10 protein-coding genes are annotated in these 19466 nt (G+C 59.4%); 5 read left to right on the forward strand and 5 right to left on the reverse strand.

Going from position 1 to position 19466, the window contains the following annotated elements; all coding sequences use genetic code 11:
• Window positions 1–283 precede the first annotated feature (283 nt).
• The 5 genes from tssI to rlmJ all read left to right on the forward strand — a co-directional run bounded on the left by tssI (window position 284) and on the right by rlmJ (window position 9376).
• Window positions 284–2215: a type VI secretion system tip protein TssI/VgrG gene (gene tssI / locus V6Z53_RS04615; protein ID WP_338584364.1), complete on the forward strand. Its 1932-nt coding sequence runs from the start codon at window positions 284–286 to the stop codon at window positions 2213–2215.
• Window positions 2205–2942 carry a DUF4123 domain-containing protein gene (locus V6Z53_RS04620; RefSeq protein ID WP_338584365.1) on the forward strand — a complete coding sequence of 246 codons (738 nt, stop codon included), beginning with the start codon at window positions 2205–2207 and terminating at the stop codon, window positions 2940–2942. Before tssI ends, V6Z53_RS04620 begins: the two co-directional genes overlap by 11 nt.
• A complete protein-coding gene (locus V6Z53_RS04625) occupies window positions 2942–7732 on the forward strand; it encodes an RHS repeat-associated core domain-containing protein (protein ID WP_338584366.1) in 4791 nt (1596 codons plus the stop codon). The genes V6Z53_RS04620 and V6Z53_RS04625 overlap by 1 nt, the downstream gene beginning before the upstream one ends.
• Window positions 7732–8148 carry a hypothetical protein gene (locus tag V6Z53_RS04630; RefSeq protein ID WP_338584367.1) on the forward strand — a complete coding sequence of 139 codons (417 nt, stop codon included), beginning with the start codon at window positions 7732–7734 and terminating at the stop codon, window positions 8146–8148. Before V6Z53_RS04625 ends, V6Z53_RS04630 begins: the two co-directional genes overlap by 1 nt.
• Window positions 8149–8539: 391 nt before the next feature.
• Complete coding sequence (gene rlmJ, locus V6Z53_RS04635) at window positions 8540–9376, forward strand: 23S rRNA (adenine(2030)-N(6))-methyltransferase RlmJ (RefSeq protein WP_223447514.1); 837 nt, start codon at window positions 8540–8542, stop codon at window positions 9374–9376.
• Window positions 9377–9436: 60 nt separating this feature from the next.
• Here the strand turns inward: rlmJ and msrA are convergent, their stop codons facing one another.
• From msrA to aceE, 5 genes are all read right to left on the reverse strand, one after another.
• Window positions 9437–10084, reverse strand: coding sequence for a peptide-methionine (S)-S-oxide reductase MsrA (gene msrA, locus V6Z53_RS04640; protein WP_338586447.1), 648 nt, complete (start codon window positions 10082–10084; stop codon window positions 9437–9439).
• Window positions 10085–10146: 62 nt separating this feature from the next.
• Entirely contained in the window at window positions 10147–12840 is a 2694-nt protein-coding gene (locus V6Z53_RS04645; protein ID WP_338584368.1) for an EAL domain-containing protein, read from the reverse strand.
• Window positions 12841–13030: 190 nt separating this feature from the next.
• Window positions 13031–14431: an alkaline phosphatase D family protein gene (locus tag V6Z53_RS04650; RefSeq protein ID WP_338584369.1), complete on the reverse strand. Its 1401-nt coding sequence runs from the start codon at window positions 14429–14431 to the stop codon at window positions 13031–13033.
• Window positions 14432–14696: 265 nt separating this feature from the next.
• A complete protein-coding gene (gene aceF / locus V6Z53_RS04655; RefSeq protein WP_338584370.1) occupies window positions 14697–16673 on the reverse strand; it encodes a dihydrolipoyllysine-residue acetyltransferase in 1977 nt (658 codons plus the stop codon).
• 11 nt (window positions 16674–16684) lie between these two features.
• Window positions 16685–19330 carry a pyruvate dehydrogenase (acetyl-transferring), homodimeric type gene (gene aceE, locus V6Z53_RS04660; RefSeq protein ID WP_338584372.1) on the reverse strand — a complete coding sequence of 882 codons (2646 nt, stop codon included), beginning with the start codon at window positions 19328–19330 and terminating at the stop codon, window positions 16685–16687.
• Window positions 19331–19466: the final 136 nt, after the last annotated feature.

Below are 19466 nucleotides of genomic sequence, written 5' to 3' on the forward strand. Positions count from 1 at the left end.
TTTTTTTGTGCGCCATTTTCCGGATACCCTGTAGGAGCCGAGCTTGCTCGCGATAGCGGTCTGGAAGCCAACACAGGTGTTGAATGTGTTGACGCCAACGCGAGCAAGCTCGGCTCCTACAGGAAATGGTGGTGTTTTCGAGGTTGTCTGTAGTCGGATAAACCATTTTCTGACAGCCGATGCTTCAGAGGCAGTAGGGCAAATCTGAATTTCCTGCCTCTTGATCTGGGCTTCTTTGTGCTCATGCAGAATCGCTCGCTTTCATTCTGCAGAGACACATCGGATGTTCGCTTCTGCCAATCAACCGCGTTTCACGTTGACCGTCGACGGTGTCCAGAGTGAACTCAAAGTACTTGAGTTCACGGGCAAGGAAGCCATCAGCCAACCTTATCGCTTTGAAGTGGAACTGGTCAGCGAGCGACCGGATATCGAGCTCGAAAGCTTGCTGCATCGTCAGGCGTTTCTGAGTTTCGATGCGCAAGGCTCCGGTGTTCACGGTCAGATTTTTCGCATTGGCCAGGGCGATTCCGGCAAGCGTCTGACGCGCTACCAGATCAGCCTGGTGCCGCGCCTGACCTACCTGGGCCAGCGCATCAACCAGCGGGTGTTCCAGCACCGAAGTGTGCCGGCCATCATCACGCAGATTTTCAAGGACCACGGCATCCTCGGCGATGCCTTCGAGTTTCAGCTGGGCGGCGACTACCCCGAGCGCGAGTACTGCGTGCAATACGCTGAAAGCGATCTGGCATTCATCCAGCGGTTGTGCGCCGAGCTCGGCATTCATTACCACTTCCAGCACAGTTCCGACGGGCACCTGTTGGTATTCGGCGATGACCAAACGTTTTTTCCACGTTTGCCACAATCGACCTCGTATCGACCGGGCAGCGGTATGGCGGGGGATGAACCCGTCATCAACCGGTTCAACGTGCGCCTGGAAACCCGACCCACCGTGGTAACGCGCCGCGATTACGACTTCCATAAACCTCGTATTGAGCTGGAAAGCCGACTCGACAGCGAACAGCTGCCGGTGCTGGAGGATTATGGCTTTCCCGGTCAATTCAATGATCGCGAGGTTGGCAGGCATCTGGTCGGGCGAGCATTGGAGAGCCACCGCGCGGATTACCGTCAGGCGAAAGGTGAGGGCGATCAATCGACATTGGCCAGCGGGCATTTCCTACAGCTCGACGAGCATCCTCAGCAAGAATGGAACAGCCTTTGGCTGCTGACTGAAATTGAACATCAGGGCCGACAGCCGCAAGTGCTTGAGGAGTCGGCGGGAAGTGGCCCGGATGAACTCCAGGGTTACCGCAATTCGTTTCTGGCGACGCCTTGGGATGTTTTCTTCCGCCCGCCGCTGATTGGCAAACCTCGCGCCGCCGGTTATCAATCTGCCGTGGTGACCGGCCCCAAGGACAGTGAAATCCACTGCGACGAGTATGGTCGGGTCAAAGTTCGGTTCTTATGGGATCGCGACGGTCAGTTGAACGAACATTCCAGTTGCTGGCTACGTGTGGCCGGCGGTTGGGCTCACGATCGTTACGGCAGTGTGTTGATCCCCCGTGTCGGCATGGAAGTGCTGGTGGGGTTTGGTGATGGCGATGCCGACAAACCAATAATCATCGGCTGCGTGCCAAACGCCTCGACACCGCTGCCGCTTAATCTCCCTGCGGACAAAACCCGCAGTATTTTCCGAACCCAGAGTAGTCCCGGCGGTGGTGGCTACAACGAATTGCGCATCGAGGATCGCAAAGGTGCCGAGGAAATCTACCTGCGCGCCCAGCGAAACTGGAATCAAGACGTGTTGGGGGACTTGCATGTTCAGGTCGGCAACCAGCGCAGCGTACTCGTCGGCAGCGCCGAAGGGCGTGTCTCAATAGATCGCCTTCACGTCCACGGCGACCGCCATGTCCGCGTCAGCAACCAATCGCTCGATGCGAGCGAGAAAGTGCATGTCAGCGCCGGCCAAATGGTCGTTATCGACGGCGGTGACAACGCCACAATCCAGTCGGGTGGGCACTGGATCAACATTGGTCCGGCGGGGATCTTCAGCAGCGTGCCCATTGAGGTTGGGGGCGCGCCGATACCGGCATCGGGTGCCTCGACTGTTCAAAGAAAACTTGAAGCACTCAGCCCAGCACAGGTTTTGAGCCTGAAAAGCGCCGCGCCGTTCTGTGAGGAATGCGCACGTTGCAAGGAGGGTTTCTGTGCCGCCTGAATCGTTGTCACCTCGCGTTTGGCTGGAGCGCCAACCGCTCCAGACTGGCGAGCAGTTGTTCGCCGTTTTCAGCAACACCAGCTCCGCTGAACCCTTCAAGGCCTGGCAACGCTCAGGCCCCGCTCAGGGTCCGCGTCCGATCTGGGCGGACACCGTTTATGCCGAGTGGGAATCGGTCATGCCCTATGTCGCGATCGTCGATCCGGGCAGTGAGTTTATGGCGTGGGTCGCCAGCACCGAATCGTGCGATTGGGGTTGGCTGGCGGTTTCTGCTGCAAGCCCGGCGGTGCTGGTCGAGCATTTGTGCAGCCTGACGCAAGTGTTGTTACCCAATGGTAGCCCGACGTTCTTTCGTTTCTGGGACGGGCGATTTCTGTTGCCGATTCTGCAGTCCGCCGAAGTCGACGCGGCGAAATTGATTCCGGTGATCGAGCGCTGTCTGGTCAATGGTCAGCCGCTGGAAATTGGCGGTAGTTCGCTGAAAGCCTCCAGGGATTTTCCATGGTGGGAAGTCCCCGAAGCGCTGCTGCGAGTGCTCGCTGCCGAGTCCGCGGTAACCCTGGTCAACAATCTGCTGAAGTGGTTGAGCGAGGACCGCCCGGATTTGTTCGAGGCGTTTTCCGAGGTGGTATTGCGCCACAAGATCGCGGCATTTCTGCAAACCTCCGGCCTGCCTGACGCACCCAAGACAGCGTTGGTGGAGTTCTTGTCTGCGGAGCTGAATTGATGGATCACATCGCCCGCATCGAGCACGAACTCGACAGTTTCCCGGACACCCTGACGCTCTACCGCCAGCAGCTCAAACGCTGGTTCAGCCAGGCCGCCGACAAGATCAGCCGCGCCACCGACATGCCTTCGCTGATGGACGTGGAGCGGGTGATCAAGCTGGGCAACACCCGCACCGTGGTCAGCAGCGCTGACGACGATTTTATTTCGACCGTTGCGCAGTGTCCGCAAGGCGGAACCCTGCTGATCGAAAGCAAGTTCGAGTCGGTGTATGACGTTCCGCTGGGCAACATTCAGGTCGATGTGATCGCGGTGGAGGGTGGCGAGTCGACGCCGGTCACCCTCGATGAAAACGGCGAGGGGCAGTTCGAAGGCGTGCCGGGCAAGTTCTATCGCGTGCGTGTGCAGAACGAGGTGACGTCGCAGCAGGTTGATGAGCTGTTTTCCTCGTATGACGGCCTTGGTCAATCACTGGAAACCTGGCTGCGCAGCGAGTGGGATGAGTTCAAACCTCGGTGGTCGCAGTCGACTTCGGCCGCCGTGGGCAACGGATTGCTGGCCGGCAGTTGGGCGGCAATCGAGGGCGTGTGGGACGGCATCAACCTGCTGTCGGACATGCTGCAGGATCCCGGCAAGTTTGCTGATCGGCTGGGCAGCGGCGTCGAGCAGTTGAAAGACCTGGCGGAAAAAACGCCCGAAGCCATGGCCAGACTCCAGCTGCTGGCCAGTGATGAAGCGGCGCTGTGTCTACTGTTGCGCACGGCCAGTCTCTGGCTGGAGATGCTGCCACCGAGCGTAATTGCCGGCGAAACCGCCAAGGCCGTATCGATGCGGGTGGTGGAGCTGCTGATCGACATCCTGATCGCCGTCGTCCTGACCTTCGCCACGGCGGGGGCGGGAGTTGCCTATCTGGCGATGCGCTTGGCTCGTCGCGGTACGCAGTTGATCCGTGCGGTCACGCGGCTGGTTGAGTCATTGTTCTCGATCCTCAAAACCTTCAGCGATTACGTCGACCGCTACAAAAAAGTGGCGGCACGGGGTGTCGCGGCAGGGCTGAAAAAAGGCCGGATGCAGTTGCGCTGGAAGGCCCGCAACAACACCTCGCTGAAAAAAGACGAGCCCTTTGACGACGCTTCGGTTCAGGCGAAAAACCCCAACGGCGACAGCGCCGATTCCGCGGATCGCACCGCCACCCATGGCTGCCCGGTATCGCTGGTCAGCGGCGAAGAACTGTTGACCCTGACTGACTGCGTGCTGGATGGGCTGCTGCCGTTCGAGTTCACCCGTTTGTATCGCACCAGCGCCGTGGAACTCGACGGCGGCCTCGGTTTTGGCTGGAGCCATTCGCTGGCCCAGCGCCTGGAAATCGACGGCGACACCGTCATCTGGATTGATGCGGAAAACCGGCGCACGCCGTTTCCGCTGCCGAGTCTGACGCGTCCGACGATCCACAACAGCTTGTCGCGGGCGGCGATCTACCTCGGTGAAGAGCCGGAAGAACTGATTGTCGCCTTGGCTGGCGAGTCGGTGCGCTTTTTCCATTTTCTGACTGGGCGCTTGAGCGCGATCAGCGACGCCTATGGCAATCGTCTGAGCGTGCAGCGCGATTTTTCCGGGTGCATCCAGCGCCTGGACAACGGCGCCGGGCGTTGCCTGTGGTTGCGTTACGAGCGTAACCATTTGGTCGCCGTCGACTACCAGCGCTTTCACCTCGGCGACGACCAGCCGCCGGCCTGGCGCACCGAGCAGACGCTGGTGACTTACCGCTACGACGCGCGCTGGCGGTTGATCGAAGCGACGAATGCCGCCGGTGAAAGCGAGCGTTACGACTACGACGAACAGCAGGTCATCCTGCAACGGCAACTGGCCGGTGGCGCGAGTTTCTACTGGGAGTGGGAAAAGTCCGGCAAGGCTGCCCGATGTATCCGTCACTGGGCCTCGTTTGCGCAGATGGACACGCGGTATCGCTGGGACGACGACGGTGGTGTGGTCCTGAAACACGCTGATGGCAGCGAAGAGGTTTACCTCCACGACTCGCAGGCACGGCTGGTGCGGCGGGTCGCCGCCGATGGCGGGCAGCAGCACAAGGCCTACGACGCACAGGGCCGTTTGCTCGCCGAGCAGGACGCGCTCGGCGCCGTCACCGAATACCGCTACGACGAGCTCGGACGGCTGATCGCGCTGATTCCGCCAGAAGACGAGCCGACGTCCTACGAGTACCGCAACGGTTTCCTGCACGCGCGTTATCGCGGTAAGGCCAAGTGGACCTACCAGCGCAACGCCCAGGGCGATGTGACCTGGCTGATCGATCCGGACGGGCAAAGCACCTATCACGAGTACGACGGACAAGGGCGCTTGCTGGCGATCCGTTACCCGGACCACAGCCGCCATGTGTTCGAGTGGAACGACCTCGGCCAGTTGCTCGGCGAAACCCTGCCCGACGGCGGGCGACGGCAGTTTGCCTACGATGCGCTGGGGCGGCGGACGACGGCTGAGGACGAACATGGCGGGGTCAGCCGTTACCAGTGGGATGCAATGGGCCGCTTGTTGCAGACGACCGCGCCGAGCGGCGCCAGTCGCTGCTTCAGCTACAACGCCTACGGCCGGATCACCGCTGAAACCGACGAACTGGGGCGGGTCACCCGTTTTGAATACGCCGACGACCTGCACCTGGTCAGCCGACGGATCAACCCCGACGGCAGCGAACTGAAGTACCGCTACGACCATGCGCAGTTGCTGTTGACCGAGATCGAAAACGAAGTCGGCGAGCGTTATCGGCTGGACTACACACCAAACGGCTTGATCCGACAGGAAAGCGGCTTCGACGGCCGGCGCACGGCGTATGCCTACGACCTCAATGGCCAGTTGCTGGAGAAAACCGAGTTCGGTGATGACGGCTCGCAACTGATCACCGCTTACCAGCGCGACGCCGCCGGACGGTTATTGGTCAAAACCCTGCCCGACGGGGTCAAGGTCGAGTACCGCTATGACGGGCTGGACCGACTGCTCAGCGTCGATGATGGCCAGGACCATCCGCTGGAGTTCGAATACGACGTCCACGACCGGCTGATCACCGAACATCAAGGCTGGGGCACCTTGCGTTATGGCTACGACGTCAGCGGCCAGCTCAAGCACTTGCGTCTGCCGGACAACAGCCGTCTTGAATACCACCGCGCCAAGGGTGGGGCGCTGACCGCCATCGACCTGAATGGCACGCGACTGACCGGTCATCATTTCGAGTTCGGTCGTGAAAAAAGCCGTCAACAAGGCCTGCTACTCAGCGACTATGCCTACGACGAACAGGGTCGTTTGCAGGCCCACGCTGTCAGGCAAAACCAGCGTCCGCTGTACCGCCGCGAGTATGCCTACAGCGCCAACGGCAACCTCGCACAGATCAGCGACACACGCCACGGCCCACGGCGCTACCAGTACGACCCGCTCGACCGCCTGACCGGCGTGCGCCACGCCCGCGAGCAGGCCCCGGAAAACTTCACTCACGATCCGGCCGGTAACCTGCTGATCCACGACCGCCCAGGTCCCTGGCAACTCAAGGGCAACCGCCTGCGACGCCACGCCGACCGGCATTACGACTACGACGCCTACGGCAACCTGATCCGCGAACAGCGTGGCGAGAACGTCACCGTCTACACCTACGACAGCCAGCACCGCCTGACCGGCCTCACCTTGCCCGACGGCCGCACAGCGAGCTACCGCTACGACGTCTTCGGCCGCCGCATCAACAAAACCGTCGACGGCCACAGCACGCAGTTTTTCTGGCAAGGCGACCAACTCGTCGCCGAAAGCAGCCCCAACCACTACCGCAGCTACCTCTACGAACCGGGCAGCTTCCGCCCGCTGGCCATGCTCGATGGCAAAGGCCCGAAAAAAGCCTGCCCGTTTTACTACCAACTCGACCACCTCGGCACCCCGCAGGAACTCACCGACTACGGCGGCGAGATCGTCTGGTCGGCGAAATACACCGCCTACGGCAAAGTCAGCCAAATCACCCACGGCGGCGGCGAACAGCTTGAGCAACCGCTGCGTTTTCAGGGCCAGTACTTCGACGCCGAAAGCGGCTTGCACTACAACCGCCATCGCTATTACCACCCCGATACCGGGCGTTATCTGACGCCGGATCCGGTGAAGCTGGCGGGTGGGTTGAACGCCTATCGGTACACGCCGAATCCGGCGGGGTGGGTGGATCCGTTGGGGTTGAGTGGGAATTGTCCGGGGGCGAATAAGCCGGGTTGTTCGGCGCCGGATGGGGTTGTCGGGGTTAGGGTTGACGAGGGAGAGCCGCAACTCCCGAAGATGACAGGTGCGCAGCGGCGAGAGAGGATTGATGAGCTGGCAGAGTCGAATGCTAAACGGCGGGTTCTCGAGTACGAGAAAAAGTACGACATGCATACAGTTGAAAAGCATGGCCCGGAAATATCTGATTCAGCACTCAAACAGAGGGCTATAAATGGAGCAAACCCTCACACGGGTAAAATTCCGAAAGGTGCAAAAGGAAGCTTAAGTTCGCAGTTCAGTAACTGGCGGATTCATCTGGGTGCACTGAATAAGGCAATGTCAAGGGAGATGTTGGGGCTAAGCCCTCACACGGGAAAGGATCATAATAAAGATCCAATTGTAAGAATGGAGCTCCCAGGAGCCGGTCGTGGCTACAGACCGAACAAAAAAGACTCGAATAATCCAAAGCTGAATGAAAATATGAACTGGTTTGAAGTGAAGTTTGATCAGGGTGATACACGGCGTCCCTATACAGCTTTTCCTGCGGAGAAAAAGTGATGTTGCGAGATCCATTCGTAGATGAAGAGTTTGAGCCGGATCTTATGTGGTTTATCGGGGCGTTTAATGTTTACGACCGTGAAGAAACACGAGGCGTAGAGTTAGAGGTTTACGATCCTAATAAGGAGACTGATAGGGTAGAGCTTATTAAGAAATACAGTTTGAACCTAGGATGCCTGTCCTATAGGCATAAGCTTGTACTGCTGGAGTCGCTAGCGGATAAACTCAACGACAAGGGTTTTGATTTCCAAATTTTGTTTGACATCGATGAGGACCTAGCGTCGAGTTGGCCTCGTGGCGAGTGGTATGAATTACAGAGCCCAAGGGAGTTTTTTCAGGATGTGTACACGCTGGCTCAAAAATTATGGAAGGAGGAACTGGACAAAGCGAGACTTGAAGATCGATCTACTTGGTAAATGCATTTTGCTCATTCGGTGGCAGCGGCTTTCCCGGGCAGCGTCCTAGGAGATTTCCTTCAAGCTCTATCGGTTTCCATGAACTGGTGCAGCACAGAACTCATCGATAGTCTTTTGCCTGTCACTGCAATTGAGTGGCAGGGTGTGGAAGCCCTCTATCGTTAGGTGCATCAGTTTTACCATTCCGCGTTTTTTCGCCTGTGTTTTATGGTGGCTGTGCGCGGGGCGCTTTCGAGTGCGCCGGGTGCCTAACGTCCCGGTCTTCCACACCTTTGTACAGCCGCCACCTATTGCTTTATCACCATCCCGTTGTGGGGTTGTCCGCTCAGCCGTGAACCCCTGACTTGCCGGCCGGTAAAAGGTAAACTTCCCGGCCTTCGCAGGAGCAGCCATGAATTATCGTCACGCCTTCCATGCCGGCAATCACGCCGATGTGTTCAAACACCTGACCTTGACCCGCCTCATCGCCCTGATGTCGCGCAAGGAGCAGCCGTTTGCCTATCTCGATACCCACGCCGGCATTGGTCTGTACGACCTTCAGGGCGATCAGGCCAACCGTACCGGTGAGTACCTGGAAGGCATCGCGCGTTTGTGGGATCAGCCGGATCTGCCGATCCTGACGGCTGATTACATGCAGGTGCTGCACGAGATGAACCCGGATGGCCAGTTGCGTTATTACCCCGGTTCTCCAGAGTTGGCGCGGCGTCTGACCCGCCCGCAGGACCGTGTGCTGCTCAACGAGAAACACCCGGAAGACGGCGTGCTGCTCAAGGACAACATGGCCGGTGATCGTCGGGTGAAAGTGCACCTGGGCGAAGGCTGGCATGTGCCGCGGGCCTTGTTGCCGGTACCGGAGAAGCGTGCGGTGATGTTGATCGATCCGCCGTTCGAGAAGCTCGACGAGATGCAGCGTTGCGCGGCGTCGTTGAAAGAGGCTATTGGCCGGATGCGTCAAACCGTAGCGGCGATCTGGTATCCGGTGAAGGATCAGCGCGCCTTGCGTCGTTTCTATCAGGACCTGGCCGGCACCGGGGCGCCGAAGTTGTTGCGCGTGGAATTGCTGGTGCATCCGCTGGATACGCCGAACAGCCTGAACGGCTCCGGGTTGGCGATTGCCAATCCGCCTTGGGGGCTGGAGGAAGAATTGCGTGAGCTGCTGCCGTGGCTGTCCCAGAAACTGGGGCAGACCCAGGGTGGGTGGCAGATGGATTGGTTGATCGCCGAGTAACAAGTAGCAAGATCAAAAGATCGCAGCCTGCCGCAGACTGCGATCTTTTGCGTTAAGCGCTTAAATCGGGCAAGTCACGCCCGTACCGCCAATCCCGCAATAGCCTTCCGGATTCTTCGCCAGGTACTGCTGGTGATACGCCTCGGCGAAGTAGAACGTCGGCGCTTCGTCGATTTCGGTGGTGATGATGCCCTTGCCGGCTTTGGTCAGTTCGACCTGAAACACCTGTGCGCTTTTTTTCGCGGCTTCCAGTTGGGGCGGGTTGGTGGCGTAGATCACCGAGCGGTACTGGGTGCCGAGGTCATTGCCCTGGCGCATACCCTGGGTCGGGTTGTGCAGCTCCCAGAACATCTTCAGCAGCTCTTCGTAGCTGACCTTTGCCGGCTCGTAGACCACCAGCACGACTTCGCTATGGCCGGTCAAGCCAGAGCAGACTTCTTCGTAAGTCGGGTTCGGGGTGAAGCCACCCGCGTAACCCACGGCCGTACTGACTACACCTTCACGTTGCCAGAATCTGCGTTCCGCGCCCCAGAAGCAGCCAAGGCCGAAGATCGCGAAATCCACGTCCATCGCGAACGGGCCCAGTAGAGGGGCGTCGTGGACGAAGTGTTTTTCCGGCACGGTCATGGGGGTTTCGCGGCCAGGCAGAGCTTGTTCTTTGGTAGGGAGCACGTTTTTGTTCACCAGAATTTCCGAGCGCAGAACCATCATCAGTCCTCTCAGTCGTTGGAATATTTAGACATGCAGTTTGCCCGAGTGTCGGCTCGCTGTCAGGCGATTGGGCCGCGCGGGTAGCGTTTGAGCTTCTCGATCAGCTCGGCGCCCGGGATCGGCTGGTCGAACAGATAGCCCTGGCCGACGTCGCAGCGGTGGCGACGCAGGAAGGTCAGCTGTGCGGACGTTTCGATGCCTTCAGCCACGACCTTGAGTTTCAGGTTGTGGGCCATGGCGATCACCGCGGAGGTGATTTCCATGTCGTCCTGGTTGTCCGGGATTTCGTGAATGAAGCTTCGATCGATCTTAATGATGTCGATGGGGAATTTTTTCAAGTAACTGAGCGACGAGTAACCGGTGCCGAAGTCGTCCATCGCCAGGGTCAGGCCCAGGCGCTTGAGCTGGTCGAGCTGCAAGTGGGTGTCTTCGGTGGCTTCCAGCAGCAGGCCTTCGGTCAGCTCCAGCTCCAGCAGGTGCGCCGGCAGCGCTTCTTCCTTGAGGATGTTGGCGATGGAGGCCACCAGGTCCGGGTCGGAGAACTGCTTGGGCGACAGGTTGATTGCCACCTGCAAATTGCCCAGACCGGCAGCGGTCAGCGCTTTGCTCATGCGGCAGGCCTGGCGGGCGATCCATTTGCCGATCGGGATGATCAGGCCGGTTTCTTCAGCGACGCTGATGAACTGGTCCGGACGAATCATGCCTTTTTCCGGGTGGTCCCAGCGCAACAACGCTTCCATGCCCAGCAGGCGACCGCTGCGCAGACAGAGCTTGGGCTGATAAAACACATCGAGCTCGTTCTGGGTCAGGGCGCGGCGCAGGTTGTTCTCGACGAACAGCTTGTAGCTGGCCTCGGCGTTCAGCGCTTCGGTAAACACCTGCACCTGATGTTTGCCGTTGGCCTTGGCCTTGTGCAGCGCCAACCCGGCGTTGCGCATCAGGGTTTGCGGGTCGCGCCCGTGCAGCGGCGCGCAGGCCAGGCCCACGGATCCGGTGACGCTGATCAACTGGTTGTCGACGAACATCGGCTTGTCGAGGGTGGTCAGCAACTGGCTGGCAACTTGCTGGCCGACTTCAAGGTCGGTGTTGTCCAGCAGCACCGCGAATTCGTTACTGGCAAACCGCGCCAGGCTGCCGCTCGGGCTGAGGCTGTTGCGCAGGCGCCGGGCGAGGCTGATCAGCAGCTTGTCACCGGTCTGGTGGCCGAGGCTGTCGTTGATCCGCTTGAAGTTGTCGATGTCCACCAGCAACAGGCTGATGGGTGTATCGCTGTCTCGGGCGAAGCGTTCATCAAGGTTGCGGATGAACGCCGGGCGGTTTCCGAGGTTGGTCAGGTTGTCGGTGTAGGCCAGGCGCTCGATGCGTTGCTGAGCGAGCTTGGTCTGGGTGATGTCTTCGTAGATGCCGATGTAATGGGTCAGTTCGCGGTTATCGCCATAGACCTTGGAGATCGACAATTGGCCCCAGTAGGGTTCGAGGTTTTTCCGGCGGCTCTTGAATTCGCCCTGCCAACTGTTGCTCTTGGCCAGCGCGGAAGGTGCGTCGAACAGCAGTTCGCTGAGGTTTTCCAAGGCCGGCAGTTCCGACAGGCGCTGGCCGTGGACTTCCTCGGTGCTGTACTGGGTGATCGCTGTGAAGCTCGGGTTGACGTACTCCACCACGCCGTCGCAATTGACCAGCAAAAAGGCGTTGGCGCTTTGTTCGACCGCACGCTGGAACAGGTGCAGGGCGCTGGTGGCGGTGCGTCGGTTGTGATTGCTGATGACCTGAGCGAACTGATCCGCCAGTTCACCGGCGAAGGCGATTTCGTCCGACTGCCAGGCGCGAGTCGCGCCGGTTTGTTCCAGGCAAAGCACGCCGACCACTTGGCCGTCGACGCGGATACTGGCGTCGAGCATCGCGTTAACGTCACGCGGGCGCAGGCTTTCGGCCATTTCCCGGGTGCGTGGGTCGCGCATGGCGTTGTGGGCGTCGATGGCGCGACCGGTGTGCAAGGCGTCGAGATAGTCGGGGAACACGCTGACGTCGATCGGTTCCGGCAGCAGGTATTCCTGGTTCGTGCGGTGATAGGCCGAGATCGGCACCAGCTTCGAACCTTCGAGGTGCCACAAGCTGGCGCAGTCGATTTCGTAGATATCGCAGGCGCTGCGGGTGATCAGTTCGGCGGCTTCTTGCAGGGAGTTGTTGCTGCTGTAGCGCTGGCGGGTCAGCAGCAGGATCAGGTCCTGCTGGGCGCGCACCCGATCCAGGTGCAGCAGCTGTTCCTGTTGGGCGCGCTGGTTGAGTTCCAGAGCGATTTGCAGGCGCGAGTTCTGGGTTTCCAGATCCAGCGCCGGTAGCAGCGGGTCATCGTCGAACAGGCCGTCGATCACCAGCAGGTAGCCGCGCAACAGGTGTCGATTGTGTTGTTTGTAGGCTTCGCCGAGTTCCAGCAGGTTCAGGGAACCCGAGGCGGTGTGCAGGGTGTAGCGGATCAGGTAATGCGTGTGTTCGCTCAGTTGCTGCTGGACTGCGTCATGCAGTTGATAGCGCGCTTCAGGCTCCATCAGGCTGGCGTAGGGCGAGCCGACCAGCGCGCACAACTCCACAGCCGGCAGGCCGAACTGTCGTTCGCAATTGGGATCGAGAAACAGCAGCGCCCAGCTCGGTTCATTCAGCCGTTCGAAACGCAGCATGCCGAGCCGCGAGGGCACAGGCAACTGCGTCACTACCTCGGCCACCATACGGCTGGCGGCATCGGGTTGGCTTTTCATATGAAGGGAAACTCGCTTCGAATTTGCTGAACGCGCCGGGCTCTCGCCCTCTTTACTGTTGCCTGCGGCAAGGTTGCATCATTGCGGCACCGACTGACAAGAGACATGAAGGCCAAGTGCTATAAGAATATGTCGGCAGAAGCGAAGATTTCTTCAGTTAATAGAAAAAAGTCAGGCTATTGACTGAATTTCAGCCTTGATTCAAGGCAATGCGTGTCGATTGCAACAGGTTGCCATCCCGATCGTGGTAGCGCACATGAATCTGTTCTGCATCGACCGTCAGGTGCGCGAAGTTGTCCTGGCTGATCACCTTGCCGGTCAGGTCATGTCGATAATCACCCGCGGCGGTTTGCACCAACGGTTGATCGAGGATAAAGGTGGACGCTTTGGCATAAGGCAACAGTTTGCTGTTGCACAGCGGCGACGAGACGATGGTATGAACTTCGAAGTCCGGGTCCTCGCTGTGAGTCAAGCGGCTAATCAGGGAGCCGTGAACATCGCCGGAAATGAAGATAACGTTCTTGATCCCGTGGGTGCGGATCGTTTCCAGCAGCCGTAGTCGCTGTTCGGGAAAGGCTTGCCAGGCATCATCACCGAGGCGTTTGCGGTCGGGGTAGAACATCACGCTGGTGACCAAGAACTTGACCCGGGCGGGGCTGTGGATCAGCCAGTCGCACAACGCCTGTTCCTGATCGGCATCAAGGATGCGCCGGTCGGGGTCGGTGAGATTGCGCCGGGTGCGGCTGTCGGTGACAAACCACTCGATATCGCCATTGGCAAACTGATACCAGTATTGTTTTAACGATGGGCTTATTCGCCCTTGGGTATTCAGTTCATGGGCCGGGCTGTGGCTGGCTTGGTATAACTCATAAGCGTTCATGGCGTTCTTGTATAAATGATCGTCGGCGCTGTTTTTATTGGCTGGCCAGTTATCTTCTATTTCATGATCGTCAAGGATCATGTAAGTAGGCATGCCGGACATTAACTTTGAGATATGTGGTTGAGAGAACGCCGTGCGGTATTTGGCGAGTATCTCCTGGTATTCCCGATCGGGTGCTATGAAGTTCAAGTCATCGACATAAACCTGGTCGCCGGTCATCAACATGGCATTGATCGGCGGCGTGGCGTTTTGTGCCAGGCTGGCGATGGAGGCGAAGATCCGGTCGCCCAGGTGCGGGGCCGCCGGTCTCCCGGCGGTCATGCGCAAGTAGCGGCAGGAGCCGACGACGTACGCCCGCGGCGTGGTGGCTTGGCTCGATTGCGTGCGCAGGCGATAAATATCCCGGGGCCATTGCAGCGGCAGCTCCTGCACCGTCTCCACGGTATGCACCGGGTTCATGGGGCTGAACCAGCCGGCCTGGTATTCGTATTCGGTGTCGGCGACAAGATCATGCAGAACAATGACATCAGACATGTCACGCAAAGCGGTCAGTTGGGTAAATACACCTTTGTTCCAATACACATCACCGATTCGGCGATAACGAATGCCCGCAAATGCCAGTGAATCTTTTTGCGATGCGCCACGTAGAAAGATGCGGGCATGATGAGTTGTCGTGTGGCCCACGATAGGGCCGACAGTAGGTTTGAACATATTCGAGTCCATTCGAAATAATGTTGATCAAGTTGTCGCTTCAAAAAGACTTGTTGGCGACTATTGAACTAAGCCTAGTGAGTCGAGCCGGAAAAATACCGCGCTAAAGCAGACGAAAGTTGTGGGCGATGTAAGCCGCGAATGTAGGAATAAGATTTTTTCAGGCAAAAAAAGCCCCGCCAAATTGGCGGGGTTGAGGTACGAGCGTGGCGCTCGGAAAACGTGAAACTCGACAGGCCCTCCGGTGAAGGAGGGCCTGCCGGTGTTACAGCAGGATGGTGCGGATGTCCGCCAGCAGATCGCTCAGACGCTTGGTGAAGCGTGCAGCAGCGGCGCCGTTGATCACGCGGTGATCGTAGGACAGCGACAGCGGCAGCATCAGTTTCGGCTGGAAGGCTTTGCCGTCCCAGACTGGCTGGATGGTTGCCTTGGAAACACCGAGGATCGCCACTTCCGGCGCGTTGACGATCGGCGTGAAGCCGGTGCCGCCAATGTGGCCGAGGCTGGAAATGGTGAAGCAGGCGCCTTGCATTTCGTCCGACGAGAGCTTCTTGGTCCGGGCTTTTTCAGCCAGGGAAGCAGCTTCGGCGGCCAGTTGCAGCAGGCTCTTCTGGTCGACGTTCTTGATGACCGGTACCAGCAGGCCATCCGGGGTGTCGACGGCGAAGCCGATGTTCACGTATTTCTTGCGGATGATCGCTTTGCCGCTTGGCGCCAGCGAGCTGTTGAAGTCCGGCAGTTCCTTGAGCAGGTGCGCGCAGGACTTGAGCAGCAACGGCAGGATGGTCAGCTTGACGCCGGCCTTCTCTGCAACGGCTTTCTGGGCGTTACGGAACGCTTCAAGCTCGGTGATATCCGCCGAGTCGAATTGCGTCACGTGTGGCACGTTCAGCCAGCTGCGGTGCAGGTTGGCAGCGCCGACCTGCATCAGGCGGGTCATCGGCACTTCTTCGATTTCACCGAAGCGGCTGAAGTCCACGACCGGAATCGGCGGGATGCCCGCGCCACCGGTTGCGCCAGCAGCAGCGGCCGGTGCTTCCTTGGCCTTCTGCATCATGGCCTTGACGTAAACCTGCACGTCTTCTTTCAGGATGCGGCCGTGCGGACCGCTGGCGCCGACAGCGCTCAGCTCAACGCCGAATTCGCGGGCCAGTTGACGCACGGCAGGGCCGGCGTGAACCTTGGCGCCAGGCTTGGCTGGAGCAGCGGCAGGGGCAGCAGGTGCGGCGGCAGGAGCAGCAGCGGCCGGAGCTGGAGCAGCAGCGCTCGGTGCGGCAGCGGCAGGTGCCGGAGCAGCGGCCGGGGCAGCGCCTTTGACTTTCAGCTTCAGGATCAGGTCGCCGGTACCGACTTCGTCATCGAGCTTGATGGAAACGCTTTCCACCACGCCAGCGGCTGGCGATGGAATCTCCATGCTCGCCTTGTCGGATTCCAGGGTAATCAGCGATTGGTCGGCTTCAACGGAATCGCCGGCCTTGACCAGGACTTCGATGATCTTGGCCTTGCCCGCCGAACCGATGTCCGGCACGTGGATGTCCTGGACGCTGTCGGCAACCGGTGCAGCCGGAGCGGCAGCGGCTGGCGCTGGAGCAGCGGCGGCAGGTGCAGCGGCGGCAGGTGCAGCAGCCTGGGCCGGAGCGGCAGCAGCAGGCGCCGCAGCACCCGCCACTTCCAGGTCCAGAATCAGGTCGCCAGTACCGACTTCGTCGTTGAGCTTGACGCTGATGGCCTTGACCACGCCAGCGGCAGGCGAAGGAATTTCCATGCTCGCCTTGTCGGATTCCAGGGTGATCAGCGACTGATCAGCCTCGACGGTGTCGCCGACCTTGACCTGGATCTCGATGATCTGGGCCTTGCCCGCCGAGCCGATGTCCGGCACGTGCACTTGCTGAACCGAAGCGGCAGCAGGAGCAGCGGCTGGCGCAGCGGCGGCAGGTGCAGGCGCTGCTTTCTTCTCTTCAGCCTTGGCAGCCGGCGCAGCGGCAGCCGCAGGGGCCGCAGCAGCGGCACCTTCGACTTCCAGCTCCAGCAGTTCGTCACCTTCTTTCAGGCGATCGCCCAGCTTCACTTTCAGGCTCTTGATGATACCGGCCTTCGGCGCAGGCACTTCCATGCTCGCTTTGTCCGACTCAAGTGTCAGGATGCTCTGGTCGGCTTCGATACGGTCGCCGACCTTCACAAACAGTTCAATTACTTCACCTTCACCGCTGCCGATGTCAGGTACGCGAATGAGTTCGCTCACAGAATCTCTCCTCAGCAGTCCAGTGGGTTGCGTTTTTCCGGGTTGATACCGAACTTGGCGATGGCTTCAGACACCACCTTAGGTTCGATATCGCCACGGTCAGCCAGTGCTTCCAGGGCTGCCAACACCACGAAATGACGGTCGACTTCGAAGAAATGACGCAGTTTTTTGCGGCTGTCGCTGCGGCCGAAACCGTCGGTGCCCAGGACTTTGAATTCCTTGGACGGTACCCACTGACGGATCTGCTCGGCGAACAGTTTCATGTAGTCGGTAGAGGCGATGACCGGACCTTTACGGCCGTTCAGGCACTCTTCCACATAGCTCAGCTTAGGCTTCTGGCCCGGGTGCAGACGGTTGGTGCGTTCAACGGCCAGGCCGTCGCGACGCAGTTCGTTGAAGCTGGTAACGCTCCATACGTCGGCGCCGACGTTGAACTGTTCACGCAGGATTTTCGCTGCTTCACGGACTTCACGCAGGATGGTGCCGGAGCCCATCAGCTGAACGTGGTGCGCCGCTTCGCGGGTGTCTTCTTCAAGCAGGTACATACCCTTGATGATGCCTTCCTCGACACCGGCCGGCATGGCTGGCTGCTGGTAGGACTCGTTCATCACGGTGATGTAGTAGAAAACGTCCTGTTGCTCTTCGGTCATCTTCTTCATGCCGTCCTGAATGATCACCGCCAGCTCGTAGCCGTAGGTTGGATCAAAGGTGCGGCAGTTCGGGATGGTCGAAGCCAGCAGGTGGCTGTGACCGTCTTCGTGTTGCAGGCCTTCACCGTTCAGGGTGGTCCGGCCGGCGGTGCCGCCGATCAGGAAGCCACGGGTACGGCTGTCGCCGGCAGCCCAGGCCAGGTCGCCGATACGCTGGAAGCCGAACATCGAATAGAAGATGTAGAACGGCAGCATTGGCTGGTTGTGGCTGGAGTACGAAGTACCGGCCGCGATGAAGGAGCTCATGGCGCCCGCTTCGTTGATGCCTTCTTCGAGGATCTGGCCTTTCTTGTCTTCCTTGTAGAACATCACCTGGTCTTTATCGACCGGATCGTAGAGCTGGCCGACGGACGAGTAGATGCCCAACTGACGGAACATGCCTTCCATACCGAAGGTACGGGCTTCGTCCGGGATGATCGGAACGATGCGCGGGCCGATGTCTTTGTCTTTCACCAGTTGCGCGAGGATCCGCACGAACGCCATGGTGGTGGAAATTTCACGGTCACCCGAACCGTCGAGGATAGCCTTGAGGGTATCCAGTGACGGAGTCGGAACGCTGAAGCTTTGAGCGCGACGCTGTGGCACGAAACCGCCCAGTGCAGTGCGACGCTCGCTCAGGTAACGGGCTTCGGCGCTGTTCGGCTCAGGCTTGAAGAACGGCAGGTTTTCCAGCTCTTCGTCTTTTACCGGAATGTCGAAGCGGTCACGGAACAACTTCAGGCTGTCGACATCGACTTTCTTGGTGTTGTGCGCGGTGTTTTTCGCTTCGCCGGCACCGGTGCCATAACCCTTGATGGTCTTGGCCAGGATGACGGTAGGTTGTTCTTTGTGGTTGACCGCTTCGTGGTACGCCGCGTAGACCTTGTACGGGTCGTGGCCGCCACGGTTGAGCTTCCAGATCTCGTCGTCGGACAGGTCTGCAACCATCGCCTTGAGTTCCGGCGAGTTGAAGAAGTGTTCACGCACGAACGCGCCGTCTTTGGCTTTGTAGTTCTGGTACTCGCCGTCGATGACTTCGTCCATGCGGCGTTGCAGGATGCCGTCGACGTCCTTGGCCAGCAGTGGGTCCCAGAAACGGCCCCAGATGACTTTGGTCACGTTCCACTGAGCACCGCGGAAAACGCCTTCGAGTTCCTGGATGATCTTGCCGTTGCCGCGAACCGGGCCGTCGAGGCGCTGCAGGTTGCAGTTGATGACGAAGATCAGGTTGTCGAGCTTCTCGCGGCCAGCCAGCGAGATCGCGCCCAGGGATTCCGGCTCGTCGCACTCGCCGTCGCCCAGGAAGCACCAGACTTTTTGCTTGCCTTCAGGGATGAAGCCACGGGCTTCCAGGTACTTCATGAAACGTGCCTGGTAGATCGCCTGGATCGGGCCCAGACCCATGGATACAGTCGGGAACTGCCAGAAGTCAGGCATCAGCCAAGGGTGCGGGTAGGACGACAGGCCCTGACCGTCGACTTCCTGGCGGAAGTTGTTCATCTGGTCTTCGGTGATGCGGCCTTCCATGAACGCACGGGCGTAAACGCCTGGCGAGGTGTGGCCCTGGAAGTAGATCAGGTCGCCGCCGTGTTCGTCGGTTGGGGCCTGGAAGAAGTAGTTGAAGCCGATGTCATACAGGGTCGCACTGGAGGCGAAGCTGGAGATGTGACCGCCGAGGTCAGAATCTTTCAGGTTCGTACGCATTACCATGGCCATCGCGTTCCAGCGTACCAGCGAGCGAATGCGGCGTTCCATGAACAGGTCGCCAGGCATGCGTGCTTCGTGGGTAACCGGGATGGTGTTGCGGTAAGGCGTGGTGATGGCGTAAGGCAACTGCGAACCGCTGCGGGTTGCGAGTTCACCCATACGGGTCATCAGATAGTGAGCACGGTCTTCGCCTTCTTTGTCGAGAACCGATTCCAGGGCGTCCAGCCATTCCTGGGTTTCGACGGGATCGAGGTCTTGCATGGCTTGCTCCAGGGCGGAAAGGCTACCAGAATCGGTTGCCTGAGTTAGCGACTGGCCTTGTGGGCAGACGTTATGAATTCTTGGATTGCCGATAGGTTGTTCCGGCGGTGTGTAGTTTTACTACAAATGATCCGGC

The sequence above is a fragment of the Pseudomonas sp. MAG733B genome (assembly GCF_036884845.1).
In the GTDB taxonomy this organism is placed as follows: Bacteria; Pseudomonadota; Gammaproteobacteria; order Pseudomonadales; family Pseudomonadaceae; genus Aquipseudomonas.